We start from the raw sequence: 26,904 nt of genomic DNA on the forward strand, positions 1-26,904 counted from the left end.
CCACGGATGACCGCCCAGATAGTGATTTGCGGCGAGCTTTAGCGGCAACAGCAAAAGGACCGCAGATACAAACGCGCTCGTCAAGAGGCACCAAACAATCAAACGTCTTCGCATTGACTATTTTCCCTCTGTCTTCGGCGGGGAAATGTAATTTTGCAAGGCGCTGCTTCCCCAGTTAAGAAACTCCGAAAGTGCCGATCCAGCAAACGGCCCAGCCATCTCTCCCGCTGCATCACCAAGAGCGTAACCTGCACGACTTGATACTGCATTTGTCGCCGCATTAGCCGTTGCGTCTCCCAGACTCGGAGCATTACTATTTGTCACAGGCTTAACCAGAAGATCAGCGGCCAGAGACGTTGCGACTGTGGTGCCGACTGTGACTGCTGCGCTTGTGCCGTATGTTGCATAGCCCGTCAAAAACGCGTTACCCGTGTCAACAAAGTCAAATTCCTTCTTCGGGTCTGTCGACATTTGGATTCCCTGTGAAGCTGCATTCACCGCAGCCGCCGCAGATCCAGTGTAGAGACGCACCCCGCCATTTGCGCCGATAGCTGCAGCACCCAATTCCGGTGCTACAAGGCTCGCTGCTCCACTCAGAACTGTACCGCCGACGAGTAGTGCAGTGTTTTCACTCTGATACATCGCTTGCGTGCCCGGATTCTTCGGATCGACGTTGGCGTTGTAGACCAGACAGTCGGTGGTTGCGCACGAGAAATATCCTGCTCCGTGCGGACCAATCTGTGACCCGTAGTTCGTCGGCGTGCTGGAATAAACAGGTGCCGGCGTCGTGTCCTGTGTACTCCAGTAGTAAGGCGAATTCGCGCCGCCAGTCTGACTAATGATGTAATTTATCGCCGCCGAATTAGCGCTCGGCAGGACCTGTGTGCCGATCGTCGACTTGCCATCGTACAAGAACTGGGAACCTGAGTCATTCGCACCCGGATTGTCGTAAACCGCGCCAGCGTTGGCAACGTTGACTGTCGCCACGGAATCGGGCGTGATCGAACTGCCCTTTATGCCTGAGAGCCGGAGCGCATCGTCCAGTTGCTGCTCGGTGAATTGTCCGTTGCTGGCGTCAGCAAGCTTCTTCGCGAGCGACTTTTCGAGGGGATGCAACTGCCGGTTGTAAAGATCCGCACCCATGGCCCCGTTCGCCCCGCTCATCGCTCCCGCCGACCCACCCAGCGCGCCACCTGCCACGGCCCCCGCCAGTCCGGACGCCACATTCGACAGCACCTTTCCGCCAGCCGTATCGCCCAGCGCATCGCCGACCGCGTTACCCACGAGATCACCCGCCACCGTGCCGCCCACCGCGCCAGCAACACTGCCCCCACCGAACGCCGCACCCAGCCCCGCGACGACGGCATGCGACGCGATCCGCGCCGCCCCGTCGTTACCCCACAGCGCCGCCTCCCGGTTCGCCGCGTCCAGATCCGCCTGGGCCTGCGCCTCATCCTGCGGATCACTCGCCGCATCCCTGACGGCCCTCGCCTGTTCGGCGTTCCGGTTCGCCTGGTCCTCCAGCTTCGTCGCGATGTCCCCCACCACCTGCATCCCGACCTGTTCCGTTCCCTGCTGCACGGCCATGTCGTTCTGCACCTTCTGCGCGTCGAACCCGTTCGTCACCGCGCCGGCGTTCGCGCCCGCCACGTCACGGCTCAGACCCGCCGTACTGTCGTGCCCGCTGCCCGCGTCTGCGCGCACCGTGATCGTCGCCGGACTCACCGCCGCGTACGTCGTCCCCGAGGCACTGCTGCTCACGCCCGCCACCCCAAGGCCCGCCGGCCCCAGCTGGTTCTGGTACGGGCTGTCCTTCGACGGACTGAAGCTCACCCCGGCGGGCGAGCTCTCACCCGCCGAGCCGCTCAGGCTCGCACCCAGCGTCGAACCCGAGGACTCGGCCGTGTTCTGCAGATTGGTATAGCCGAACGTCTGCGTCGACAGCGTGTTTTTATCCTGCGTCGCGGTACTCGCGATCACGCCACCGTCCAGCTGCGTGTGATTCCCCACCTGGATGTTGAATCCACCGTCGCCCGCACGGATTCCGCTTTGCACGTTCACCGACTGGAAGCGGTTCCTGATGGTCTGGTCGCTGGCACTTGCGCTGCCGCTCACCGTCGAGCCATAGCAGATCGGCGGCACGCAGATGCTCACGTTGAAACCGCCGCTCACCTGCTTGCTGTCGTAGCTGTTCGTGTCCTGCACGCTCTGGATGTTCAGGTCGCGGCCCACGTTCGCATCGACCGTGTTGCCTGTCACCTCTGCACCGCGCAGGTTCGTGTCCCGACCGCTGGTGATCGACAGGTTGTTCGCGGCGGTAATCTGCGTGTCGCGGTTGGTCATACTGTCGCCATTCGCGTGGCCCTTCGCAGCGCTCGCGGCCAGTTCAATCGTGAAGCCGTTCTGCTGGCCGCCCACCCCGAAGCCCACGCCGATGCTCGCATTGCTGCTGCTGTTGCTGCTCGTCTGGTGCGCCAGGTCCTGCGCGCTTTGCAGGTTGATGTCGCGTGCGGCGTTGAGCACCACGTCGTTGCCGGAAATCAGCGTGCCGCGGGAATTGATGTCGCCGTCGGTAGCAAGGCCGCTCGCGTCTTTCGCGCCGCTGCCGGTCGCGACCAGCGTCACGGTGCCGCCTGCGCCCAGCGTGCTGCCGCCATTGACGGTCGAACTCTGCTGCGACTCGGCGTGGCTGCTGCCGCCGCCCACGCTGACGGTCACCTTGACCAGCGCCTGACTGCTCTTCCCGGTATTGGCAAGTTGTTCAGCCGTCTTGACCACGTCGTAGACGGCCAGCGCCGCCTTGGCGCTGTCGAGCGCCGCCAGCCGCGGATCGCTCGCGCGGTGTGCGCCGGCCGCCTGGTTGATCGCCGCAGCGGCATTTCCCGCCACGCCGCCCAGCGCCAGCGTCACACCGTACTGGCTCGCGCTCTGGCTCATGCTGCTCTGCTGCGCGTCCGTACCCGGATCGAGATTCAGGTTCTTCCCGATCAGCGTCAGGTCCTTGCCCGCGGACAGGTCCGCGCCCTGTACGGTGATGTCCTGATTCGCATCCAGCGTCACGCTGCCCTTCCCGCTGATGATCTGGCTGCGGATCGTGCTCTGCGTCTGTCCGGCCGTATCCTGCACCGAATGGCTGTTCGCCACGCCCACCGTGAAGCCCGTGCCGCTGCCGTTGCTGCCCAGGCTGCCGAACTGATGGCCGCTCGACTCCTGGTGGCTCGTGTTCGTATCCGTGCCGGCCAGTACATTGATCGCGCCGGCGCTCGCCACCAGATCGACGCCCTGCGTCCCGCTGATGCCCGAACCGGTCACATTGATGTCGCCCGTGTGGCTCTTCACGATCACGCTGTTGCCGGTCACGACTGTCGCCGTCTGCTGCGTCGAGGACGAGTTGCCGTCCTGACTACTCCGGCTCGCGTTATACGGCGACGAGCTCACACCGCCCGTGTTCGGACCTCCCTGAATCCAGCGCGACAGGTCGCCCAGGCTCGGGCTGGCCAGCTGGAAGTTCGAACTCGAACTGCTCGACTGCGAACTCTGCTGCATCTGGTCGGTCGAGGCCTGGAAGGTGACGTTGCGATTCGCGTTGAAGGTCGCCGTACCCTTCGCGCTGATGGTCGAACCGGTCACGGTAATGTCGCCGTCGAGCGGCTGGCCCTTCGCGTCGGTCAGCGCGCCACCGGTTGCCGTCAGCGAAACGTTTCCGCCAGCGCGCACGGTGCTGCCCGCATTGGACAGGCTCGACTGGGTGGTCGTGCTGGAACTGCTGCTGTGCCCGTACGAGAGCGACACCGAAGGCGTATCGAGCGTACTCGCGGTGATCTCATTCGCGATGCCGCTGCCCCGCTGGTAAGCATTGCCCGACGAACCCGCCGCCTTGAGGTTGCGCGCGGTATCGAGCGGCGTGCCGGTCACAGCCATGGTGATGCCACTCGAATGCGCCGATTGCTGGTCCCGCGATTGCGCCGTGTCCTGACCCGGATCGATCGTGATGTTCTGCGCCTTGATGCCGATGTTCCCGGTCTTGCCCGCCACATCGTCGGCCGCCTGGTTCGCGATGATGTCGCTGCCGCCGATATGGACGTCCTTGCCCGCCGTGATCGTCACGTTGCCCTGTACGGCGCCGACCGTGCTGCGCGCCTGGCTCTGCGTGACGGAACTGGCATCGTACTGATCCTTCTGCTCGCTCGAACCGACGCTAAAGCCGATGCCGCCGCTTCCCGACAGCCCCGAGTGCTTGACATCATGGAATTCAGAATCCTGCCAGGTATCGGTCGCAGCAAGGATGTTCACGCTGCCCTTCGCAGCGAGCGCAACACCGTTCGTTCCGACGATGCTGCTGCCGCTCACGTTGAGGTCCTTGCCGCTGGAGATCGACACACCGTCTGCCGAAATGGCGCTGCCATCGGCCTGCGTGGTCGTCTGATCAACGCGATTGACTGCGCTGGTGCTGCTCGCGACGCCGCTATGGCTGTGCGTCTCGTGGGAGTCGTCGACATGCGTTTCCGTGGCGGCACCGACATTGACGCTCCCTGCTGCCATCAGCAGCGCATTGCCCTTGTCGAGCGAGACCGTGCTACCCGTGATGTTGAGGTCCTTGCCCGACACGATCGCGAGACTGTCGCCGCTCCTGAGCGTCGTGCCCGTCACCGTGTCGTCGGACGTGTGCAGCGTCTCCGCGTAGCTGCCGTGATGGTCACTGCCGGAACTGTTGCTGTCCACCGTCGACGTCGCGGTCGCAGCCTGCAGCGTCACGTTGCCGCCTGCCGCGACAGTCCCGCCGCCGCCCAGGTGGATGTTTGCGCCGGTCGCCGTGAGATCCCCGCCCACGGCGATCAAGGACACGCCGCCCACCTTCACGCTGCTGCCGGTATCGCTCACAAGGTGCGTGTCGGATATACCGTTCGCACGAGCCACCACCTTCGTCTCGCCGGTCTGCTGCACCCCGAGATTCCAGTTACCGCCGATGTTCATCCCGAGCGCTCCGCCGACATTCAGCGTCGCCGCGTCCTGCTCGAAGTTGCCGCCCGTCACAATCGCCGCGTTGCCCGCCACGTTGATGCTCGCAGCCGGACCAAGCGTCGTCGTAACGCGCGTCGCACCGCTGTCGCTCACCTGCTTGAGCGTGTTCGCCGCCGTGTTCAGAATCAGGTTACCCCCCGCCTGCAGCGCCAGGCTGCCGGCGTTGAGGGTCGCCGACGTCAGGTTCACATCACCCGTCGTCACAAGCGACATCTGCCCGCCGCTTTGCAGCGTGCCGAATGAGCTGTCGATGCTCTGCCCGCTGATCGCGAAGCTGTTTGCCGCCTTGATCGTGCCGCTGTTGGTGACCGTCTGCGCGTTCTGCAGATCGATGTTTGTCGCCGCGATAACCGGACCGTTACCCATGTTCTCCTGGCTAGCCTGCGCCAGATAGACCACCGGCACGAGCACGGACTGCCCGTCGACGATCTGCGTCTGCATGATCACAACGTTGCCCGTCAGCTGCGCCACCTGCTCAGGCGACAGGCCCGTGCCGGGCGCCAGATCGAGCGACTTCGCGAGTGCGGCGCCCGACGTCATCAGAGTTTTGAATTCGTCCTGCGTGTTCGCGTAGTTCGTCAGCACCGACTTCCCGGTCATCGACAGAATCTGGTCCTGCACGAGCTTCTGCTCGTAGAACCCGTCGCCCAGCCGCATCTGAATCCGGCCGGGGTTCATGCCCATCTGCTGGAAGTAGTAGTCGCTCGACAGCCACTGCTGCTGGCTCGTGAAGGCCGGGTTCGTCTCGACCAGGTACGGTGCGTTCGGCGCGGTATCCGTGTGGAAGAGCCCGCCTTGCGGCACCGTGATGTTGTTGAGCACCTTGACCGCCGTCGCAGCTGCGATGGTCGGATTGTTGAAGTTCGCGAGGCCGCTGTTGAGGATGCGGCGGCCCTGGACTGCCACCGCGGTCGGATGCACGCCACCGCCCGTACCAATCGATCCACTCGCCGCGCCTGCGCCGATGACCCCCACGCCGTACGAACCGATCGTCCCGCTCACCGCGCCCACGCCAATCGCCCCCACGCCGCGCGAACCGATCGTCCCGCTCACCGCCCCGGCGCCGGTGCCCGACACCGTCTGTCCCGGCAGGAGCCCAAGCGGCGTTACGCCCGCGTTGCCCGCCGTGTTGTTGATCGTCACGCCCGTACCGCTGAGCGTACCGCCCGCCGTGAACGAGGATTCGTACGCCGGCAGCGCATACGTGCGAATGTCGGCCGGCGCCGCCTGCGTGTAGCCGCCCGGACGTGCGGTAACAAACCCGGCATTGCCAAACGGGAGCTGCCAGTTGTATTCGGTATTGTCGTAGTTGTCGTAGTGATATTGTCCTGAGTACGTCACCTGCACCTGGGGCGCCGTCTGGCCCTGCCAGCTGTTCTGGTCGATCGTGGCGGGCGACGCGATGTTGCCCGTCGCGGCCACCTGGCTCCAGTAGTTCTGGAACGTCCCGACCGATGACGCTTTCAGGTTGCCGCCGGCGAGAATCTGCGATTCCGGACTGACGGACGCGACCGTATTGGCGACCGCGACGCCCGTATAGGTCGTGTACTGGTAAGTGCTGTTCCACTGACCGCCGTGCGGCGGATCGGTAGGCACGCCACCGATCATCGTCGGGGCGCCCGTGGAACCCAGGACCTGCGGATTGCCCGGCCCACACGCGGCCATGTACGTGGCGGTACACCCGGACAGGCTGATGCCGAGGCTTTGCAGCAGGGCCGGGTCGACCGACGACGTGAAGCCGCCCGTGGTCATCACGCGGCGGGTGTTCGTCACCTGATTCGCGTCGATCTCCATGTCGCCGCCCGACTGGATCAGCGCGGACTGGTTGCGGACCAGATTCGCGTTGGTGTAATTGCCGCTCGCGTCCTTGCCGCCGGCCAGGACCACCTTGCCGAGACCGTAGATCGCGGTCATCGCCTGCGCGTCGGTCGCGGTCGTGTCGTCGCGGTTCTCGATGTCCGGCGCGAGCAGCTCGAGCGTGCCGGCGCTGTCCGTCGCACCGATCAGCGCGGTGGTGCCGAGATTCGACAGGGTTTGCGTGGCATTGAGCGACACGCTGCCGCCCACGATCGTGCCCGTATTGGTCAGCGTGTTCGAGTGCGTGCTTAGCAGACCGCCGGCCCCCAGTGCCCCCGAGTTCTGGATGTCGCCCGCATTGATGTTGAGCCCATTCACGGCCGACAGAGCGCCGGCGTTGCTGAACGTGCCGGGCAGCGTGAAGGTCAGATTGTGGCCGGCACTGAAGCGATAGTTCGGCGAGGTGGTGAAGTTCCCCTGCAGGTTCAACGAAAGATCGTTGACCGCACTGTACGTGCCGCCGCCCGCCAGCGCATTCGCGGTGACCGACAGATTCCGGGATGCATTGATCTGGCCGCTCGTATCGGTCAGGGTGCCCGTCCCGATCCCGACGTCGCCCGTCGTGTTTGCGACGTTGCCGATTTCCCCGCCGGTATTGTCCAGATTGCCGGTGTTGATCTGCAGGTTCGCGCCGCTCAGCTGCCCGCCCTGCGTGTTGGAGACCGACGCCGCGTTCAGCGTCACGTCGCCGTTGCCGCTGATCGAGCCCATGCCGGACGCGCCACCGGCATTGCTGTTGGTGATCTGGCTGCCGCCGTTGATCGTCGTCGCGCCATTCCCGAGGTTGGTGATCGCCCCGCCCGAGTTGTCGATCGACGATGCGCTCAGGCTCAGCGTGCTGCCGGCCACCGCGCCGCCCGCGCCGATAACGCCTCCGGCATTGATCAGCGCACCGCCGCTGGTAGCGCTCAGCCCTGTGCCCGACGACAGCCGTCCATTCGTGTTGTTCAGCGTGCCCTGAACAGTCGCGGTCATGACGCCCTGCGAAGCCAGCGTGCCCCCGGCATTATCGAGGCTGCCGACCGACACCGCGGCCTGTCCATTGGTCACGATCTTGCCGCCGACGTTCGTCAGCGACCCCGTGCCATTGCCTGGGTCGACCGTTAGCGTGCCGGTGGCGGCGTGCGTGATCGTGCCGCTGTTGTTGTTCACGGACGCGGAAGCAAGCGTCAGGTCCGTGCTGTTGGTCTGGATCACGCCGCCGTTCGAGTTGTCGAGCGTGCCGCTCACGCCGAGACTCATCGGACCGGTTCCGAGCTGCGTGATCGATCCGCCTTCGTTCGTCAGGTTGGTCGCGGTGACACCAAGCTGGTTCGTGGTGATCCGGCCATTGCTGTTGTCGAGCTGCGAAATCGACATCGTCACCGCGTTGCCGCTCACGACGCCGTTCGTGTTCCTGAATGACGCGGCATTCGCTGTGACCGTCTGCGCGCTCAACGTCCCGCCGCTATTGTCCAGCGTGCCGCCGACGGTGGTATTGAGATTCTGTCCGGCCGTGATGCTGCCGCCGTTCGTCAGCGACGCGGCCTGCACCGTGTTATTGCCCGACGCAGCGATCGTGCCGTTGGTGTTCGTGATGGCTGAGCCGCTCGTGACGCTCAGGTTCCCGTTCGATTCGAGTTGTCCCCGGGTATTGTTCAGGGCGCCGGCAACCGTCGCGCTCAGCCCGGACTGCCCCCCGATGGTCCCGCCCGTGTCGTCCACGCTGCCCGCGTTCAGCACGACCTGCCCGTTGCTGACAATCGAGCCGCCGACGTTGGTGACGGCACCCGTACCATTGGCTGCATCGACCGATAGCGTCCCGGTCCCGGCATGCGTAATGGTTCCGCCGTCGTTGTTCAATGTCGCGGGCGCAAGCGTCAGGTCGGTGCTTTTTGTCTGGATCACGCCACCGTTGGCGTTGTCGAGCGTGCCGCTCACGCCGAGCCCCATTGCGCCAGTCCCAAGCTGCGTGATCGAGCCGTGCTCGTTCATCAGGTTCGTCGCGGTGACACCGAGTTGGTTCGTGGTGATCCGGCCATTGCTATTGTCGAGCTGCGCAATCGTCATCGACACCGCGTCGCCGCTCACCACGCCGTTCGTATTCTTGAACGATGCGGCGTTCGCTGTGACTGTCTGCGCGCTCAACGTCCCGTTGCTGTTGTCCAGCGTGCCGCTGACGGTGGTGTTGAGATTCTGCCCGGCTGTGATGCTGCCGCCGTTCGTCAGCGACGCGGCCTGCACCGAGTTATTGCCCGTCGCAGCAATCACACCGCTGGCGTTCGTCAGGAGGCCGCCGCTCGACACGCCAAGATCCGCGTTCGACGCCAGTTGGCCGTGCGTGTTGTTCAGCGCACCGGAAACCGTCGCGACCAGGCCGGCATGACCGCCGATCGCTCCGCCGGTGTTGTCGACACTGCCCGCGGAAAGCGCCGTCCGGCCGTTGCTGATGATCGTGCCGCCGACGTTCGTGACCGCGCCCGCACCGTTGGCGGCGTCGATTGTCAACGTGCCCGTGCCGGCGTGCGTGATTGCCCCGCCGTTGTTGTTGAGCGTTGCCGGCGCGAGCGTGAGATCCGTGCTGTTCGTCTGGATGACACCGCCGTTCGAGTTATCCAACGCGCCGCTCACACCGAACCCCATCGCGCCGGACCCGAGCTGGGTCAGCGAGCCTTGCGCATTCGTCAGGTTCGTGGCCGTCAGATTCAGCTGGTTGGCAATGATCCGGCCACTGCTGTTATCCAGCTGCGGCACGATGAAGGACAGCGCACCGCCGCTGACGACGCCGCTGGCGTTCCTGAACGAGGCGGCATGGGTCGTGACCGTCTGTGCACTCAACGTGCCGCCGCTGTTGTCGAACGCCCCGTTGACAGTGGCGCCCAGATTCTGTCCCGCCGTAATGCTGCCGCTGTTCGTGAGCGAGGCGGCCTGCACCGAGCCGTTGCCTGTCCCGGCGATCGTGCCGCTGGCATTGGTGAGCACACCGCCGCTCGCGACGCTCAGGTCGGCATTCGCTTCCAGCTGGCCGTGCGTGTTATTCAGCGCGCCGGCGACCGTCGCAGCGAGTCCTGTCTGACCGCTAATCGTCCCGCTCGTGTTGTCGACGCTACCTGCGGACAGCGCCGTCCGGCCGTTACTGATGATCGAGCCGCCCACGTTCGTGACCGCGCCCGTGCCGTTAGCGGAATCGATCGTCAATGTGCCGGTGCCGGCATGCGTGATCTTGCCGCCATTGTTGTTGAGCGTTGCCGGCGCGAGCGTCAGGTCCGTGCTGTTCGTCTGGATGACGCCGCCGTTCGAGTTGTCGAGCGCGCCGCTGACGCCCAGGCTCATCGCCCCGGAACCGAGCTGGGTCAGCGCACCCTGTTCGTTCGTCAGATTCGTGGCATTCAGGGTCAACTGGTTCGCGGTAATCTGACCATCGCTGTTATCGAGCTGCGGTGCCGTCACGGAGACGGTATTGGCGCTGATTGCCCCATTCGCGTTCTTGAGTGAAGCGGCATTCGCGGTAAGCGCTGCGGCGTTCAACGTGCCACCACTGTTGTCGAGCGCGCCCGAGGTCGTCACGCCCAGACTTTGCGCCGCGGTGACGGTCCCGCTGTTCGTCAGCGACGCCGCGTGGATCGTCGCATTGCCATTACCACCGATCACGCCGCCCGTCGCGCCTTGTGCGGTCGTACCTGCCGCATTCGTGATCTGGCCGCTCGCCGACAACGTCAGGCCGTCGGCGTTTTCCGACACGATGCGCCCGGCCGTGTTCTGTACGTTTGCGGCCGATACGTTCACCGCACCACCCGCTTCGAGCCGGCCCGCCGTATTGTCGATGTCGCCGCCCGACGTCACACCGAGCGCCTGGGTCGACGTGATCGAACCCGCCCCGTTGGCAAGGCTCGCAGCCGCGATGGTCACCTGGCCGTTCGTGGCGATGCTGCCGTGACTGTTGTCCAGCGCACCGGTCTGGAGGTTCAGCGCGCCCGTGCCGGCCTGGCTGATCTGCCCGCTCGCGTTGGTCAGGCTACCCGACCGGATAGTCACGTTCTGCGCGTTCGTCGTGACCGTGCCGCCGGTATTGTCGAACGCACCCGATGCAGCCAGCGTCGTGTCACCGGAGCCAGTCTGTGACAACACACCTGCGCGATTCGAGATACTGGCCGCCGTCACGCTCAGCTGTGCCGCGCTCACCTGCCCCTGGTCGTTCGAAACGGTCCCCGCGGCGTTGGCCGTCAAACTGCCGCCCGCCTGCAGCGCCCCGCCCGTGTGGACGATGTTGCCCGTATCGCCGCTGGCGCCCGTCGCCGTCAACGACACGTTGCCCTTGGCCAGTGTTTGCGCGCCCGCCATGTTCAGGCTGCTGCCCGACAGGGCCAGATTGCCACCCGCCATCTCCTGCCCGGTGGCGCTGACGGCGCCAGCGCCCGTCACCGTGAGACTGCCGGCGCCCGTCACGTTGCCGTTCGCGTCGATCCCCGCGCCCAGTGCGCCGCTCGAATTCACACCGGCGCCCGTCACGGCCGTGTTGCCGAGCGCGGCGACCTTGCCGCTGTTACCCACCTGGCCCTGGCTGCTGACTGTCGTGTTCTGCGTCGCATAGACGGAGCCGCTGTTCGCCACGTCACCGGCACTGGAAATCGCCACATTGCCGTTCGCGCTTGTCGTGCCCGACAGGGTCACTTTGCCCTGGCTGCTGAGCTGGAGATCGCCAGATTGAGACGCAATCGTGCCCGCGCTGTTCACGCCAACACCCGTCTCCGTGCCCATGAGCCGGATCTTCCCCGCGTACATGCCGCCCAGCTGCGCGACGTCGATCGCCACGCCCGGGCTGTTGCCGTCCGGGCCGAGCCATTGCGCGTTCAGGTCGCTATGGCGCACGTCGTTGTTGCCCGCTACGACGTTGAGCGACTGGCCTGCCCATACGTTGCCGTTGATCGATACACTGCGCGCGATCAGGTCCACCTGGTCGACGTTGCTGCCGTTCAGGCCGGCCGTGCCGATCTGGATCTGGCCGCCCGTCACGTGGAACGCGTCCAGACTGCCCGTGCCGCCGAAGACCGGCGTGCCCGTCGTCAGAATGCCGCGGCTCGTATTGATGAAGCCGCAACCGTTACAGTAGATGCCGGCCGGGTTGGCGATCACCACCTCGGCCTTCTGGCCTGCCACCTCGGTGTAGCCCAGCAACTGGCTCGCGTTGCCCCCCACGACCTGGTTGACGATGACGCGCGCGCTGCCGGCGCCGAGATTCGGGTTACCCGTCACGTACCCCCCGAGCTGGGTCTGCACGTTACTTGCCGAATTGTTCAGGATCAAACCTGACGGGCCGACGTTGTACTGCGTGTAGGGGTTGTTTGAAACGCCGGCCGCATTCGGCGTGGCGATCTGAACGATCGGCAGCCCATTGGCCGTCACGCCGACGGCCGGCCTGCTGCCGGACGTGGGCGCCGCGACCACCTGCGCGTCGGCCCACAGCGGCTGCATGCCGAGCGCGCACAATGCCGCGAACGCGACGTGCCGCATCGACAGCATGTCGACGAAGCCCACACGTGCGCGCATCGAAGGCGCGCGACGATGCGTACTACAAGGCGTGCCGGCCGAGCGCCCCTTTCCAGTACCCGTTGCTGTTTCCTGCACAGCCGTCCAGACGCCACGAGCCGCATTGAAAATGACGCGATAGATATTCTTGTTCATAGCTGGAAACTCACGCTGAAGCCCGCCACCGGCCAGTGGTTCGGGAAACGGGCCGGCTGGTACAACGGACCGCCGATGAAAACGTCGTAGCTGACGTGCTTGAATGCACTGCCGCGCAGGCCGATCACGACCCCCGCCAGGCGGCGGCCAAGCAGGTTTTTCGCTTCGGGACCGAAGACCTCGCCGCCGTCGATGCCGAAGTACAGTGCCTGGCCGAAACGCGCAAAAGGAATCTCCAGGTCATTGCGCATGAACACGCCCTTTTCGGCAGCCAGCATCGTGTTGCCGTCGAAACCGCGCACCGTATAGCGGCTGCCGATCGAGAAGTATTCGGTGGGGTACAGCACGTTGGGCGTGTTCTGCGCCCGCACCGTTGCCGTATAGCGCAGCGGAAAACCCGCGATGGCGAATGGCACGCTCAACGTCGCGTCGACCGTTTCCATGTGGTAGTAGTAGGTCGGCGCGCCCGTGGCCACGCTCGACAAATCCTGCTGTGCACCGAACCACGGCACGCCCCACCGATAGGCGACCGTGCTATCGAATTGCGCGGCGCCGAGGTAATGCTTGTGTTCCCAGCCAACTTCCGCGTAGCTGTTGTCGCGGTGCTGGACCTCGATTTCCGTGCCGTCGATCGACGCTTCGCTGAAGCGCTTGCCGACGCGGAATTCGACCATGTTCTTCTGCATCTGATTGCGATAGAACTGGTACTCCGCCTTGACGTCGAAGGTGCTGGACTTGCCGCTCGATACCAGCGTCGAGAACGCGCCCGCGATCTGCTGGTGATAGTCGTACTGGCTGGCCGTGCCGGTGAATGTCCAGTTACCCCAGGGGATCGAGTAATACGCGCTGCTGCCGTGCGTGCCGTATTGGCTCGTATGGCCGTTGATGTCGTGGTTGTAGCTGATGTTGAGGAGGTCGGACAGGCCAAGCGGATTGTCGAGAGTCAGGCTCGCGCTGCCTTGCAGCTGACCGGTCGACCTGAGCCCGCTGTCGTCGGCGCTCACGGAGAGCGACCACGGCTTCGTGCGCTTGACCGAGATCACGACGTCGCTTTCACCGGTCGACGGTCCCGGCACGATCTGCATGTCGACGTCCTGATTCGGCACGCGCTTCATCTGCTCGAGGCCTTGCTCGAGATTGCGCAGATTCAGCAGATCGCCCGCCCTCGTCGGAAACGCGTTGCGCCACGTCCCGTACGTCGACGGATCGGCGAAGCGAATCGCACTGATTACGCCAGGGATCAGTTGGAGCTTCAGCTTGCCGGTGGACAGATCCTGCGGCGCGATGACGACGCGCGTTGTCGAATAACCCTTCTCGATGATGCGCGCCGTCACGCGATGCACGATCAGGTTGAGACCTTCGCGCCCAACGCATTGGCCGCGATAGCGCTGCAGATAAGAGGAAGCGAACGTGAGCGGACCGGGGAACAGCGGGTTCGGCGACAACGCACGCGCCCCGGCCGCTTCTACGGCGTCACTGAGTCCGTCCGGGACCGCCAGCGTGATCGTGTCGAGTTTGAAGCACGGCGATTCGACAGGCACCCGGCCATCGTCGATTACCCCGGACGGCGCCGCCTGCTGCAAATTGACATTGGGCGCCTGCTCCTGGCGCTGGCGCTCGATCGCCTGTTGCTGCGCGCGTCGGCGCTGCTCTTCCGTATCCAGCACCGAGGAAGTTTGCGCATGTGCGACTGGTGAAAGCGCGCACGCCAACAGGGCAAGTTGAGTGCGCGAGATCCAGAAGCGACGAATCAGCCACGCTGCACGGCTTGACGTCAGCGCTCCCCGAGGCTTACCCGATACGGGCGTAATGCGACATTGACTCATTCTTGTCTTTATCTGGTCTGCGTACGGCCAAATTCCCGCGTGACGGGGCTTGTGCCGCGATCATTGATTCGCCTGATGGAGGCATCGCAAGTCGACGCCATTGCGCTCAAAAAAATTCGGTGCCTGACACAATCGCCTGCACTCGCAAGACGAACTGCCTCACGACATCCGGGAACGCATGGCCCGCTCCCGGATGTGTGATCAGTCGACGTATTTGGAAATCGTCTAGAACGCGGTTCCGCCGAGCAACGACGGCAACTGGACGAGCCGCGACGCTCTGCCAACAAGCGGAAGGAACGCTATCAGACAGGTAGAAAATTGAATGGCGCGCCAGCTCCCGCAACTGGGGAGCCGAAACTGATGCCGACTTTCCATACAACAACCCCCGCCCCGCTCGTACATGCGGGCTCTTGTTCTGCTTGATTTTTCGGAACCAGAGAATTCAGATCTGGATTTTGTATTACGAATGTCGGCAGATTGACGAGAATCTTTAGCAAGTTATTTAAACAATTTTCTTTCGTTTACATTACGAATAAGAGGTACTTCAGACTCGGCTTTTCAAAACGCCCATATTCACCTGAAATGCGCCGTGTAAGCACAACGCACATAATCCTGAGATCCGGGTTGATCAGTATCTGGGATAACGGAAGCACCTAAACTGGCAATAGCCGACATCTGCGCAATTCGGGTATGCATGAAGCATAAAAATAACAGCCAATATATACAGCGCTGCTGCCCCGAATTACCCTGGATAACTTTCATCACGCTATCGGTCCGGCAAAGTTGAGGCTAAATAGAGCCCATTCCAGCCCGCTATTCGTCGGATCAAATTATTACCGGAGGGTAATAATGCTTACCGTGCGCGCATCCGCGCTGCAACGTGGTGGCGCACGCCCAGACAAAAAAAACCCGATCAACAATATGGCCATCAATTCAATTAGAGGCATTGCCGCGACCGCGGTGATCGCAACCAGCGTCGGGGCGGCGCTTGCAGCCCTGCCGGCATACGGCGCATTGGGGAGCGCGCCGACTTACTCGAGCGGCATCCGCACCGACGGCAGCACAACGACGACCCGTGCCGGCACCGCCGCCAGCGCATCGTTTGCCGCGCGCCTCGCGCAGGCATCGGGCGTCGCGTCCGCCGCGTACACCGTCAACGAGACGACGATGGCGTCCGGCACCGTCATCCGCGAGTACGTCGCGCAGAACAACGCGGTGTTCGCAATCAGCTGGAAGGGTCCGACGATGGCGCCGCTCAACACGCTGCTCGGCGACTATTTTCCGTCCTACACCCAGGGGCTCGCAGACATCCACGCCGCGCAAGGCGGCGGTTACGGCCCGGCCGCAGTGCGCCAGACCGGCCTGGTGGTCGACACCGGCGGCCACATGGGCGCGTTCCATGGCCGTGCCTACCTGCCGCAAGCGCTGCCGCAAGGCTTGAGCGCCGACGATATCCAATAACCGGCAACAAGATCAAACGAGAGATAGCAATGCGCAAATTCGCGTGGATTCTGGCCGCGACGCTCGGCCTGTGTCTGACTGCATGCGGCGGCGGTGGCGGCAGCTCGTCGACTACCGCGACATCCGGTTCGTCGACCAGCAGCGGCTCCACAACCAGCAGCGGCTCCACAACCAGCGGCTCCACGTCCAGCAACACGACCACGTCGAGCAACACCCTCGCGGTCGACGCGTCGGCCGTGCCGACGCTGGCCGGTTCGTCGAACACGGTGGCCATGACGGTGTCGAGCACCGGTATCCGCAATCAACCGATGGTGAATGTCACGATCTGCGCGCCCGGTTCAAGCGGCGCGACGAACTGCTCGACCATCTCGAACGTGCTGGTGGATACAGGCTCGTATGGCCTGCGGCTCTTCGAGTCGGCGATTCCGACCACGACGTTTAACAGCCTGACGGCTGAAACCGATTCGTCCAGTAGCCTGCCGCTCGCCGAATGCGCGCTGTTCGGCAGCGGCTACGCGTGGGGCACGGTACATACGGCGGACGTGAAGATGGGTGGCGAACTGGCTTCCAGCGTACCGATTCACGTGATGACCGATCCCAACCTTGCGATCTCGGCTCCCACCGAATGCAAGGTCGGCACCGCGATCGACTCGCCCAGCGCGCTCGGTGCAAACGGCATCCTCGGTATCGGCGTGGCGCCGCACGACTGCGGCTCGTCATGCGCGAACGCCACCACGCCGATCACGCAGCATTACTACACCAATGTGGGCACTGCGGTGAACGTCGCGACGACTGCTCAGGTCACCAACCCCGTGTACCTGTTTTCCCAGGACAACAACGGCGTGATCATCGAGATGGCCCAGGTGTCCGACAGCGGCAGCGCGACCGCGGCCGGCACGCTCGTGTTCGGGATCGACACGCAGAGCAATAACGTATTGTCCGGCGCCGGCGCGACGCTGATTCCCACTGACATCAACGGCAACTTCACGGCGACGTTCAATGGCAAGACGCTGAGCAGCGGGGCGTTCTTCGATTCCGGCTCGACCGCGTTGTTCTTCCAGGATTCGACGATCACGCACAACGCCTCGATGTTCTACACGCCGAGTACAACGTTGGGCCGCTCGGCAACGCTCGCATCGACGAGTCCGGCGAATGCGACGTTCGGCTTCAACATCGCAAACGCGGCGACTCTCCTCGCGGGCTCTAACAACGCGTTTAACAACCTCGGCCTCTACATGAACAGCGATCTCGACTTCGGGATTCCGGCGTTCTACGGGAGGCATGTGTACTACGGCATCAGCGGCCGCAGTTCGACGGGCGGCGGCACCGGGCCGTACGTGGCGTACGTGTCGAATTGACCACGCTGGTGTAAGTGCTGGGTGACTGCCGGCGCGGGCTGCGGTTTTGTGCAGCCTGCTGCCGGTTTTCTGTTTTGTCGTGGCTGACGGTCCTTGGGTCTAAAGTAAACGCAAAGTTTTTTTATGCACTCGATAGCGCAGTATTGCCAGGGAAGTGCAGTTTCGAGAAGTCTTTTCAGGGGTCTCAAAACTAAGGAGATGGACGGCGGGTTTTTTGGCGGGTAGAAACGAAAACAGGCCCCGAAGGGCCTGCTTGCTTGATGTCTTGGCGGAAAGGGTGTCCGTCTAAATATCATTCCATCAGATTCAGAGAAGTCCCGCAATCCCCTTCCAGCACTGGGTACCGACGACTCAAGCGTTCATTATCGTTCATCAAGATGCGCTACAATCCGACTATAATTTGATAGTCAATTTGCTAGTCATCATCATGCCGCGCGCGACGAACAAGCTAAACCAGTTGAAGGTAACCAAGACAACGAAGCCGGGGCTGTACGCAGACGGCGGCGGCCTCTATTTGCAGATCACCACAGCCGGGGTCAAATCCTGGCTGTTCCGTTATATGCGAGCGGGCAAAGCGCGCGGCATGGGACTTGGCCCGGTACACACCATTGGACTTGCTGAAGCCCGGACACGTGCTTTGGACTGCCGCCGACTCCTCCTGGACGATGTCGACCCGATTGATGCCCGGGACGCAGAACGGGCAGCAAAGAAGATAGCGCAGGCAAGCGAGATGACCTTCGAGCAGTGCGCGGAAAAATACATCGAAGCCCATCGCGCTGGCTGGAAAAACGCCAAGCATGCCGGCCAATGGACCAACACGCTGAAGACCTACGCGTATCCTGTCTTCGTTTCGTTGCCGGTCTCATCAATTGACACGGCGCTCGTGATGAAGGTGCTGGAGCCGATCTGGACGACGAAGACTGAGACGGCAACCCGCGTCCGAGGCCGCGTCGAATCTATCCTTGACTGGGCCGCAGTTCACGGGTATCGCAGCGGAGAAAACCCCGCGCGTCTGAAGGGACATCTGGACAAACTTTTACCGAAGCGCTCCCGCGTCCAGAAGGTGGAACACCACCCCGCGTTGCCATACGCTGAACTCAGCGAGTTCATGAAGGCATTGCGGGCTGAGGACGGTGTCGCCGCGCGTGCCCTCGAATTCGTGATTCTGACTGCTACCCGCACGAACGAAGTAATCGGCGCAACATGGACTGAATTCAGTCTGGACGAAGGTATCTGGATCATTCCTGCTGAGCGCATGAAGATGCGAAAGGAACACCGTGTGCCGCTGTCGACGCGAGCAATCGATATCATCAAGGCTCAACAGGAAGTGCGGCAGAACAACTACGTGTTCCCTGGCGCCCGCTATGGCAAGCCCCTCTCAAACATGGCAATGCTGCAACTGCTCGGACGTATGAAGCGCGACGACATTACCGTGCATGGCTTCCGTTCGACGTTCCGTGATTGGGCTGGGGAAACGACGCACTACCCGCGGGAGGTTTGCGAAGCCGCATTGGCACACGGCATCAAGGATAAAGCAGAGGCCGCGTATGCGCGTGGTGATCTCTTTGCCAAACGCGCGGCGCTGATGGACGACTGGACAGGATTTGCTTTACGTAACTGAGCAGCGTGAAACGGCCGCAGGTCTACGGAATCCTTAAGCGCATTGAGCCAGCCAGCACACATGGAAACTCCGCAAATCCTACGAAGACTCCGTTTGTCGAATTTAGTGGTATAACTATGACGCTGCTTGCGCACCAAGCGTGGCAAGTCCAGTAGTCGTAACCTTGCACAATTTTGCAAGGATCGAATTGCCAGTCGTACGACTGGCTGAGCGAAGGGCACGGCGCCCCGCGCTCTCGGCGCGATTTTCCGAAGGCATTCGGTGAGTCAAAACGATCGAGGGTGAATGCAGTAGATGCGACATCAGACGCCAATGTCATCACTCCACGTCGAAGTAGTTCGACGTGGGCGTTGATTAATTCATCATTGGATCGTCGAATGAGCCGCAAATCTCTGCTTCAGGCACGGGTATCGCATTTTCAAGAACAGTATCTTCCACACGCGGACCACTCCGCGGCCGTGAGTGTGAACGGCACAACTCCGCCTGATCGCATTCTTCGCCTCCCCGAAGTCCTACAAACGATCGGCGTCGGTCGCACTACGCTTTATAAAATGGTCCGCGACCAGCGTTTTCCGCCGCCGCTGCATCTTTCAGAGCGCATTCGTGGCTGGCGGTTATCTACGGTCGAAAAGTTCCTCGCGTCCGTGGAGGTGCAATGATGTGCGCCGCCAACAACCGTACCGTGCCGAACGGGAAGAAGCCGCGCGAAAATCCGGGCCGAGGAATGCCCGATTTTGCGCGGGAAGATATTACTCCTGTGCGCCCCGGAGTCGTGCTTGTTGCTGTTCGTCATCCATCGCAGATGATGCAGGCTCGAGCCCTAATCGAGGAGTGCACGCTCTACGGCAAGAAAATCGCCGACCTACCGATGCCCCGCGCGGAGACGCTGTGCAGCTTGTATGGTGGCGGAACTCGGGACTTGCATTTTGCGCGGGGACTCGCGGGCCGCGACGTTCGTAAGCAACTTCTTGATAAGCGGATGCTCTTTAAGGAGCTCATGAATTGCCGCCGCTTTAACGCCTGGTCGAATGAAGGCATCCATATCGTTCTCAAGCATCTGCCCGAGAGTGGCGGCTGCGTTTCGGCCGAAGCCTCGATCGGCGAAACGCGCGAGCAAATCATTGCAGCTCTTCAGCGAATCGAGGCGGGGGCGCGAGAGAAAAATGCACAAATCCTGCTTTTCGTCCAGACCGGGAAAGGCGACGTTGCGTGGTTGTCTGAGCATTGCGGGGAACTGATCGTCATCGACAAGTGTGAACCCGGCCCAGGCGCTTCGCACGCATTTTCGTTGACGGCTTTGTCATTGGAGAGCCAGTACGATGAGGGCATCGGCCGGACGATGTGTGAGGCCGTTTGGCAGCGCGACCATTTCGTGCGAAGTCAAACGACTTTTATAGCTGCGGCTGCATCAGACCGTTGTATCTGGTACCTCGCCCGGGAAGGAGTATCCGCTGAGGACATCGCGGGCTTGTTCGACATTTACAGAACGACGGTGTGGCGACGCTTGACATCGATACGGCTCTCGGTTCACTCTGACATAGAAACCGGGCTTGGCGACGAATGGCGGGACGAATGGCTCCCATTTCTCGGGATCGAGTTTGACAATGAAGTCGACAACGACGATGACGTGGACCTCGGCCCTGAGCAGCGCACCGGCATGAGATTCTAGTGCGTTCGTTGCACGTGTTGCAGGGCGCTGACTACCCCTCGCACGCGCGCAACACGTGCAACACCAAACTGCCGTCAACCTTCGAAAGCATCTCCGCAGTGCTGTCGACAGCACTGCGGAGATGGCGATTTCCGCAGCGCCCCATACCATCTCGCGCCCACCCCGGGCGCGGCGACAAAAGCCCGAATTAAGATCGCGATTTGCGTATCCCGTTGTCGCCGACTAATAAGAGTGCACTCGATGAGTATCATTGATTGTATATATAGGATAGATACCCCTGTCCCGTACCTAAAGCACTATCGAGCGCTCCATCCCCATGCCCGTCAGGGCAAGTCACTAATCCCCTTCGTCCGCACTCTCTCTGGAAACTGTAAAGGGCATTGCATCGGCGTCATGCAGCAACGCATCGTTTGCACTCAACCGCTGCTGCGCAGCTAGAGGGCAATGTACGCGTGATCGCATGACGCCGATGCAACCGACGTTCGACCAGAACGCTTGCTCAACAAAATTCTCGAAGGAATCTTTATGCAACGACGTAACAAGACCCCGATCCCGAAGCGGCCCGTTGTTGATTGTTTTGTCTTTCTGCTGCCGTGGGCCTGCGATCCGCTTGCCGATCAGCAAGTGATGTTCAAGCATGCCCGTCGTCGCATCGAAAAAGAGATGGAGGACGGCGCTTGCGGACCCGCGTTCGTCAAGTTCAAACGGTATCGCTTCAGCTTCAGCATCCCTCTACCCGGTGGATCGAACGCGCTGGTACAAATTGGCGCACTCGACCTTGAGCGGCAGAAAGGCGGCATCGCGGTAAAGATCAATCCGGCAAAGTTTGCTCCCGGTGATGTCGAACACCTCCACGCAGTGATGACGCGCATTGTTGGCTCATCGTATCGCAGCCTGATGCGACGAGCGTTGCTCAACCACGTCGACTTTGCAGTCGATATTTTGCATGCCGATCTTAGCCGTATGCTGGTCTCCTATCGGAACGCGCAGCAGTTCACCGTGTTCGGAAAAACGGTTAGCTCGAACGGCATAGTCGAAACTTATAATTTCGGCAGTGAGCGCAGCGATTACATGACTGCGGTGTATGACAAGAGCGCCGAGCGCAGGCACCGCGCCGTGCTCAACATTGCCAAACATGGCCTTCGTAGCGAGCCGCTTACGGCGAACTTCATCAGGCAGTTGGAGCAACTGCACGGCGCACCGCCTATTGTGCGCGTTGAAGTGCGCGGCAAGAAGTTGCGTGGCTTACCACTGCACAAACTCGAAGAACTTGAAAACCGGTTCGCTCGCTTCACGTTTGCCGACCTAAATGCCGTGGGTACAGCCCTGCCGAAGAAGCTGGAAGATGCGTTCATGTCGCTGTGCCGTGACCGCGGCGTAAAGGCGGCACTGGCTCATTTCAAGGGCACGCCCGAAGTCCGCAAGATCAACGCGTTCTGGAAATCGCACAAAGCCGGTTGGTGGAAGCCGGAAACCATGTGGGCACAGGCGTGCGCTGCAGTGCGCGACACGGGACTATTTCCTGCCGCAGCGTTCCATGCTGACAATACGAGCAACGACTTGCGAAAAGCGCCTCCGCTGAAGGAGTTCGCACCGCGCGCCGAGCCCCCTAGCGCCAGCCGAAACACGCGTACTGTTCGAGCGTACTTCTAAGGCGCGTCATCTCGCTCAGGGAATTCCCTGAACTGCGGTAGCACATGCTCGATGGTGTGCTCACTAGGTGTGAACGCGTAGTAAAAGAATGCCTCGTCGCTACCGGGGTGCAGGATGAAACTGCACCCCGGGGCCGACGAACCCAACGTCACATCGAAAAGATCACCGTTCTCGTCGGCCACGACAGAGTGTGCAGTGAATCGTCTGGCCGATGGCAGCGCCAAAAACGACACGTCGAGCCAGCCGCGCACAGCCTTGTGACAGGGATGGGACTCGACCCAACGGCTGACGTTCTGATGGCATTCGCTAAGCATCGGAGTCCACCCGTCGAGTTTGTCGGCAACGCGGGGTACCCGCCCTGCCGTTAAGGCGAGCAATGCCAATGTCGCCGCCAGTTCCCTCTTTTGATCTGGAGTCGGAAATTCGCTCGTGAACCTTGCTTCTGGATTCCCCACGACATACCTCCGATTGCTTAAGGCGTTGGCTCGTGCGCATCAGACGTTGGCATTGACGCATCAACAATTCTCGCAGCTGATGCAATAAATGCGGGAAACACCTGCTTCATCCGTCGCAGCTCCGTCTCGATCCAGTTCTTGATTTCTTCAAGTTGCTCAGTATCCAGATCAATGCTTCCTTCCCGGTACGTCGCTACACGGCATGCGCGTTTTGCATCCAGTCGCTCCCACGACAACTCGTGTCCATATGCCCCCTCGATCTCGGCCTTTTTGGTGTAGAGCACATCGAATAGCGCCTCATTCCTCGCTTTGTTGCCAGCATCAATATAGACCTCGACTCGCACACGTGCGCCGTGCGCGAAGCTCGCCATATAAGTGAAGACTTTCGAGTTCTCTGACTTGAACGAGTACCAGCTCTGCGGCTGCCCGGCACGGGCTTTAGTGAACTGGTATTTCTCGCGCAGGTCGTCGAGTAAGCTTTGGAAGAAAGTCTTGTACTTCAGCTTGGTCTCGCTGATGCCTTCACTGCTTCCAATGTCAACCAAATCGGGCTCTGTGGGCATGCAGACAACATTGAAGGTGTACGCGGGTTTCGAATCGTCAATCCTTATGACGCTAACCTCAAGTGCATACAACTGCAGCGTCGACTTGAGATTGAAGTTCAGGAAATCAAGGGCGGCTTTGTGCTCGGACCGAATTGTTTCTGCGATCCACACGACTACGCTCGCCCCCAGAGCCGAAGAGTAGGTGATGATCTGACCAAGATGCCTGTGATCCGTATTGCCGAATTGGTTCTCGATAACAACCTTGCGATTGGTCGAAATATCGTCCGCAATAATGTCTGCCGAAAAATCGCCGGCCGCAGCTTCCGTCGCCTGATGAACAAGCTCCATGCCAAGCTTTTCCGATAGTACGTCCAGGTTCGCGGCAAGCCAAGGTGTAAAGTCGGCTGCTTCACTTGCCCATACATCTCTAATCGGCACCGCTGATATTTTCCCGAATTCCATGTTGTCCCCGATTGTCTTGGCGTAGCGCTCGTTGCGTCCGATCAGGCGACGCCCGCTTAGGCTACCTTATTTAGCTGCGTCGATGAACGTACGAAGTACCTCGATACCAAGGGGTGGCCAACTCCGATGCAACATCGAGTGACAGTTTGGACATACTGGCCGAAGATCGGTGATCGGATCGACTTCATATTCAGCTCCAATTCCAGATATCGATCGAAGGTGGTGCACGTGAATGAAGCCATCGCCAAGGGCACCATAGACCATCCCGAAATCGAAACTGCAAACAGCACATTTCGCGCCCCAATGCTCAATGCATTTCCTACGCGCTTCCGGATTTCGTTCGTAGCGGTCCACGACTATCCGTTCGACACTTCCCTCAAGGTAGGTTTCGCCCGATGCAAGCTCTTCCGGATACCATCGCTGCGGCGGAGCAAGCTTCTCCTTTAACAGACCAAGTAATCGATCAGCTATCGACGTGTCGCGAATTTCCTCCTTGGTTCGACGCGGGGCCTGGCGGCCAACGTTCGCCAGCGACACTGCGCCGGTGATTTCCGTCACATAGTAGATCCATGTCACTGATCGAAGGTGCCGATGATCAGACTCGTACCCGATGGGCAGATCACGGTCCTTTGCCAGTCTGTATGACTCTGCGGAGCCGACAAGGCCAGCGCCGACAAATCCGTGCCCGTTGGCGTAGGCGAATACCCAGTCGCCCTGCGCCATGTCATGAAGGATGACATCGCCTCGGTCCCCTGATGCCCCTTCGTATCCAGCGGTAATTACAGCCAGCTCCCGATTACGCGCCCACCAGTCGTTGGTGTAGGGGCGTCCAATGTTGAAGATGTGATAGCGCATAACGGTCTCGGAATGTCGGTTTATGATCACGCACAGCCTTGGCGTTTGACTTCGGGCACGCACGAAATTTGCTTTAGGCGCGGGAACTCGCCCATGCCATCGCAAGGCTATAGTGCTCCGGCGACTAAATTTCGACTTTCGTTCCGGTTTAACCGGACAGTCGTTTATTGCCTCGGGGGATGAATATGGGGATGTCGCACTGCCAAGGTCCGATGCCCTCGACTTCGAGCAGAAATCGGAAAGGTTGCCAATCCTCTTCGGCGTCGCTTGCAAGCTGATCGACGCTACGAACACGTGTGACGCTATGCATTGGTGTGTATTCCCCCAGCCCAGCGAGGTCGCGGTAGGGTATGCAGGCCAAACGGATAACTTCCAGCTTGATGAGACGCGGAAGCCATGGCGACCCCTTGAGGTCATCGAAGTACTCTTTGATTCGCGTACCAAAGCTTGGATGGAATAAAACTTCCCCGCGCAGCGTCGAGATGCACGTCTTGATCTTTTGCGGGAGCGCATCCAAACCGGACACCATTGCAATGTTTCCGTTCAGCAGGAATAAGTCGTGAGCCTCGTCGAGCGCTAGGTCCGCTGGCAGTCGGTGAACGTTTGTGCGGGGAAAAGCCGGGCGTACGGAGCACGACACGACATATCCCTCATCTGTCTTCTCCCATTTAGGTGCAGCAAGCAATTGCCGCCCATCACCTAACGCATTAACCAGAATATAGCGATCATACGGATCGATGCGAGAGAAACGCTCACCGAAGTCGATCAACGTGGATAGATCGCCGATCAGGAAGTGATCTATGCGCACGCGCCATTCCGTTCCGCTTGCTCCGATCAGCTCACCGGAGAAAACAAGGTCCTGGCCAATGGCGACAAAATCCGTCTCGTGATTTGACCTCGATCCCGTATTCATTCCTTGCGACAGCCGCTCTTCGTGATCGGACTTCATCTTGCGCAACGCATCTGCCGGGTACCGCACCTGCTCTCTATCGATGAGAATGCCGTGGTTCGCGCACATCCAGATGCCGTTTGTGATGTCAGAGCGTTGCTCCGCTGTCATCTCTTCAAGATATCGAGGACCTCCGGGGGACGCCGCGTGGATGTGAGCCGCGACACCGATGCTCACAATGGCACTAGGCGACTCCTCGCCCGGACTGGACGTCCGGATTCCGCAAGCGGGAAAGGAACACCTATGATCTGCGCGATGCGCAAGCAACCTCTTGGTCTTCTCTGAAAAGTCGTGGCGGTTTGCTCCGGCCATGCTTTGGTCCCCCTCGCGCTCACAGAAGGCGCAAATTGCGAATGCGGCCGATCTGCGGCGAGCGCTGCCGTATAAGATCGGCGAGGAATTCGGGTAGCAGAGCGCGCGGTATGGTCGCGGGTACGTCCGTGATCAATTGCGACGGCACATGGACGATGAAATTGTTCGGTGCGCTCACGAGGCTGTGCTCGTAGGAAACGTTATAGTCCACTGCGTTCCTCGTATCTGCTCTGGTTGCCGTCTGCCCAGGTGCTCCGCGACTACCACCCGGACGCTGTGGCTATTATCACATCGCTGCGCGAGTGCCGACGACTCACGATACGGGGGTCACCCGGTAAAATGGCGCGCATTGAACAGGGGGCATTGTGCGGAAATTCGTTTCATTGATCTTGCTGGCCACGTCGGCGACAGTAGTTTATCCAACAACGGCAGAGGCTCATCCACGTGTCGTCTGCAAGCGCGTCTGGCATCGGGGACATCTGGTTCGCCGCTGTCGGCACTTGCCACCGCCGCACCATCGTCGACCACCGGTTCACCATGCAACATATGTTTGATCGTTCGAGTGGTGACGCATCGAATCTACCGGCGTGTCCTATCATCTGAATTTGGCTGCCTATCGAACGCGATTACCCAACTCCCATGATCGTCAACTTCCACACGGACCCGGTCGACCTCGACTTGATCTGCACCGATCTCGCGAACGACGGCGTTGTCGTAATCGAAACGACACGTCCGAATTTCAGAAGCATTGCTTCGACGGTCATGCAACGCATGACGGAATGTGTCCTTCCTTTATCAGTCGAAGGCATGGACCACGACTGGCATCACTACCTGATCAATAACGACGTCGAGAGCTTTGAATCGTTGACAACTGGCGGGCGCGTTGCACAGGCTGTCGTGAAATGGCAGGCTGCCGGTTCACCGTTCCCCTACAGCACAAAAGTCTGAACCGCGACGCTCCGTGCCGCTATTTGCGGATGGGTCCAGGGGGAAATTGATCGGGCTGTCGTGCGACGCACGGCGATACATTACAAAATCCCTTCATTTTCGCCCATAGAACCCGCCCCGTTAGGGCGGCTAGGGCGATCGGGGCTACATTCCCCTGCCCACTGGCCCTGTGGAGGGCTTCAGGGGGTCCTTCCGGCCCGATTTACCCTGTTTCGTGCTCCGGGAGAGAGGGCGATTAACCGTCCAAACG

General features: G+C 61.2%; 14 protein-coding genes. 7 read left to right on the top strand and 7 right to left on the bottom strand.

The genetic code is table 11. The annotated features are described in order from the left end of the window. Nucleotides 1-117 precede the first annotated feature (117 nt). Nucleotides 118-12,540: a hemagglutinin repeat-containing protein gene (locus tag AC3WLT_RS06215; RefSeq protein ID WP_492591029.1), complete on the bottom strand. Its 12,423-nt coding sequence runs from the start codon at nt 12,538-12,540 to the stop codon at nt 118-120. After that, nucleotides 12,537-14,207, bottom strand: a complete 1,671-nt coding sequence (locus AC3WLT_RS06220) for a ShlB/FhaC/HecB family hemolysin secretion/activation protein (RefSeq protein ID WP_492591030.1) — start codon at nt 14,205-14,207, stop codon at nt 12,537-12,539. The genes AC3WLT_RS06215 and AC3WLT_RS06220 overlap by 4 nt, the downstream gene beginning before the upstream one ends. A gap of 1,080 nt (nt 14,208-15,287) precedes the next feature. Between AC3WLT_RS06220 and AC3WLT_RS06225 the strand changes: the two genes are divergently transcribed. The 6 genes from AC3WLT_RS06225 to AC3WLT_RS06250 all read left to right on the top strand — a co-directional run bounded on the left by AC3WLT_RS06225 (nt 15,288) and on the right by AC3WLT_RS06250 (nt 22,128). Continuing rightward, entirely contained in the window at nt 15,288-15,827 is a 540-nt protein-coding gene (locus AC3WLT_RS06225) for a DUF2844 domain-containing protein (protein WP_492591031.1), read from the top strand. Between the two features lie 29 nt (nt 15,828-15,856). Further along, a complete protein-coding gene (locus tag AC3WLT_RS06230; RefSeq protein ID WP_492591032.1) occupies nt 15,857-17,185 on the top strand; it encodes a DUF3443 family protein in 1,329 nt (442 codons plus the stop codon). A gap of 412 nt (nt 17,186-17,597) precedes the next feature. After that, nucleotides 17,598-18,806, top strand: coding sequence for a tyrosine-type recombinase/integrase (locus tag AC3WLT_RS06235; protein ID WP_492591033.1), 1,209 nt, complete (start codon nt 17,598-17,600; stop codon nt 18,804-18,806). A gap of 377 nt (nt 18,807-19,183) precedes the next feature. Further along, entirely contained in the window at nt 19,184-19,465 is a 282-nt protein-coding gene (locus tag AC3WLT_RS06240; RefSeq protein WP_492591034.1) for a helix-turn-helix transcriptional regulator, read from the top strand. After that, entirely contained in the window at nt 19,462-20,475 is a 1,014-nt protein-coding gene (locus AC3WLT_RS06245; protein WP_492591035.1) for a hypothetical protein, read from the top strand. The genes AC3WLT_RS06240 and AC3WLT_RS06245 overlap by 4 nt, the downstream gene beginning before the upstream one ends. A gap of 495 nt (nt 20,476-20,970) precedes the next feature. Next, a complete protein-coding gene (locus AC3WLT_RS06250; RefSeq protein ID WP_492591036.1) occupies nt 20,971-22,128 on the top strand; it encodes a hypothetical protein in 1,158 nt (385 codons plus the stop codon). On the opposite strand, the gene AC3WLT_RS06255 is transcribed toward AC3WLT_RS06250, so the two are convergent. The 5 genes from AC3WLT_RS06255 to AC3WLT_RS06275 form a co-directional block, all read right to left on the bottom strand. After that, nucleotides 22,125-22,583, bottom strand: coding sequence for a hypothetical protein (locus AC3WLT_RS06255; protein ID WP_492591037.1), 459 nt, complete (start codon nt 22,581-22,583; stop codon nt 22,125-22,127). The two genes, AC3WLT_RS06250 and AC3WLT_RS06255, sit on opposite strands and share 4 nt — an antisense overlap. A 17-nt stretch (nt 22,584-22,600) precedes the next feature. After that, a complete protein-coding gene (locus AC3WLT_RS06260; protein ID WP_492591038.1) occupies nt 22,601-23,590 on the bottom strand; it encodes a DUF4268 domain-containing protein in 990 nt (329 codons plus the stop codon). A gap of 66 nt (nt 23,591-23,656) precedes the next feature. After that, nucleotides 23,657-24,445 (bottom strand): HNH endonuclease, encoded by a 789-nt coding sequence (locus AC3WLT_RS06265; RefSeq protein WP_492591039.1) that lies wholly within the window; start codon nt 24,443-24,445, stop codon nt 23,657-23,659. 148 nt (nt 24,446-24,593) lie between these two features. Beyond that, nucleotides 24,594-25,571 (bottom strand): hypothetical protein, encoded by a 978-nt coding sequence (locus AC3WLT_RS06270; RefSeq protein WP_492591040.1) that lies wholly within the window; start codon nt 25,569-25,571, stop codon nt 24,594-24,596. A gap of 154 nt (nt 25,572-25,725) precedes the next feature. Beyond that, nucleotides 25,726-25,917 (bottom strand): hypothetical protein, encoded by a 192-nt coding sequence (locus tag AC3WLT_RS06275; protein ID WP_492591041.1) that lies wholly within the window; start codon nt 25,915-25,917, stop codon nt 25,726-25,728. 428 nt (nt 25,918-26,345) lie between these two features. Between AC3WLT_RS06275 and AC3WLT_RS06280 the strand changes: the two genes are divergently transcribed. After that, entirely contained in the window at nt 26,346-26,654 is a 309-nt protein-coding gene (locus AC3WLT_RS06280) for a hypothetical protein (RefSeq protein WP_492591042.1), read from the top strand. The last annotated feature ends 250 nt before the right edge of the window (nt 26,655-26,904 follow it).

It is taken from the genome of Paraburkholderia sp. FW306-2-2C-D06C (assembly GCF_058781505.1).

Coding starts and splice junctions, on each gene's coding strand:
- AC3WLT_RS06215 (WP_492591029.1), bottom strand. CDS start 12,540: ATGAACAAGAATATCTATCGCGTCATTTTCAATGCGGCTCGTGGCGTC.
- AC3WLT_RS06225 (WP_492591031.1), top strand. CDS start 15,288: ATGGCCATCAATTCAATTAGAGGCATTGCCGCGACCGCGGTGATCGCA.
- AC3WLT_RS06230 (WP_492591032.1), top strand. CDS start 15,857: ATGCGCAAATTCGCGTGGATTCTGGCCGCGACGCTCGGCCTGTGTCTG.
- AC3WLT_RS06240 (WP_492591034.1), top strand. CDS start 19,184: ATGAGCCGCAAATCTCTGCTTCAGGCACGGGTATCGCATTTTCAAGAA.
- AC3WLT_RS06245 (WP_492591035.1), top strand. CDS start 19,462: ATGATGTGCGCCGCCAACAACCGTACCGTGCCGAACGGGAAGAAGCCG.
- AC3WLT_RS06260 (WP_492591038.1), bottom strand. CDS start 23,590: ATGGAATTCGGGAAAATATCAGCGGTGCCGATTAGAGATGTATGGGCA.
- AC3WLT_RS06265 (WP_492591039.1), bottom strand. CDS start 24,445: ATGCGCTATCACATCTTCAACATTGGACGCCCCTACACCAACGACTGG.
- AC3WLT_RS06280 (WP_492591042.1), top strand. CDS start 26,346: ATGATCGTCAACTTCCACACGGACCCGGTCGACCTCGACTTGATCTGC.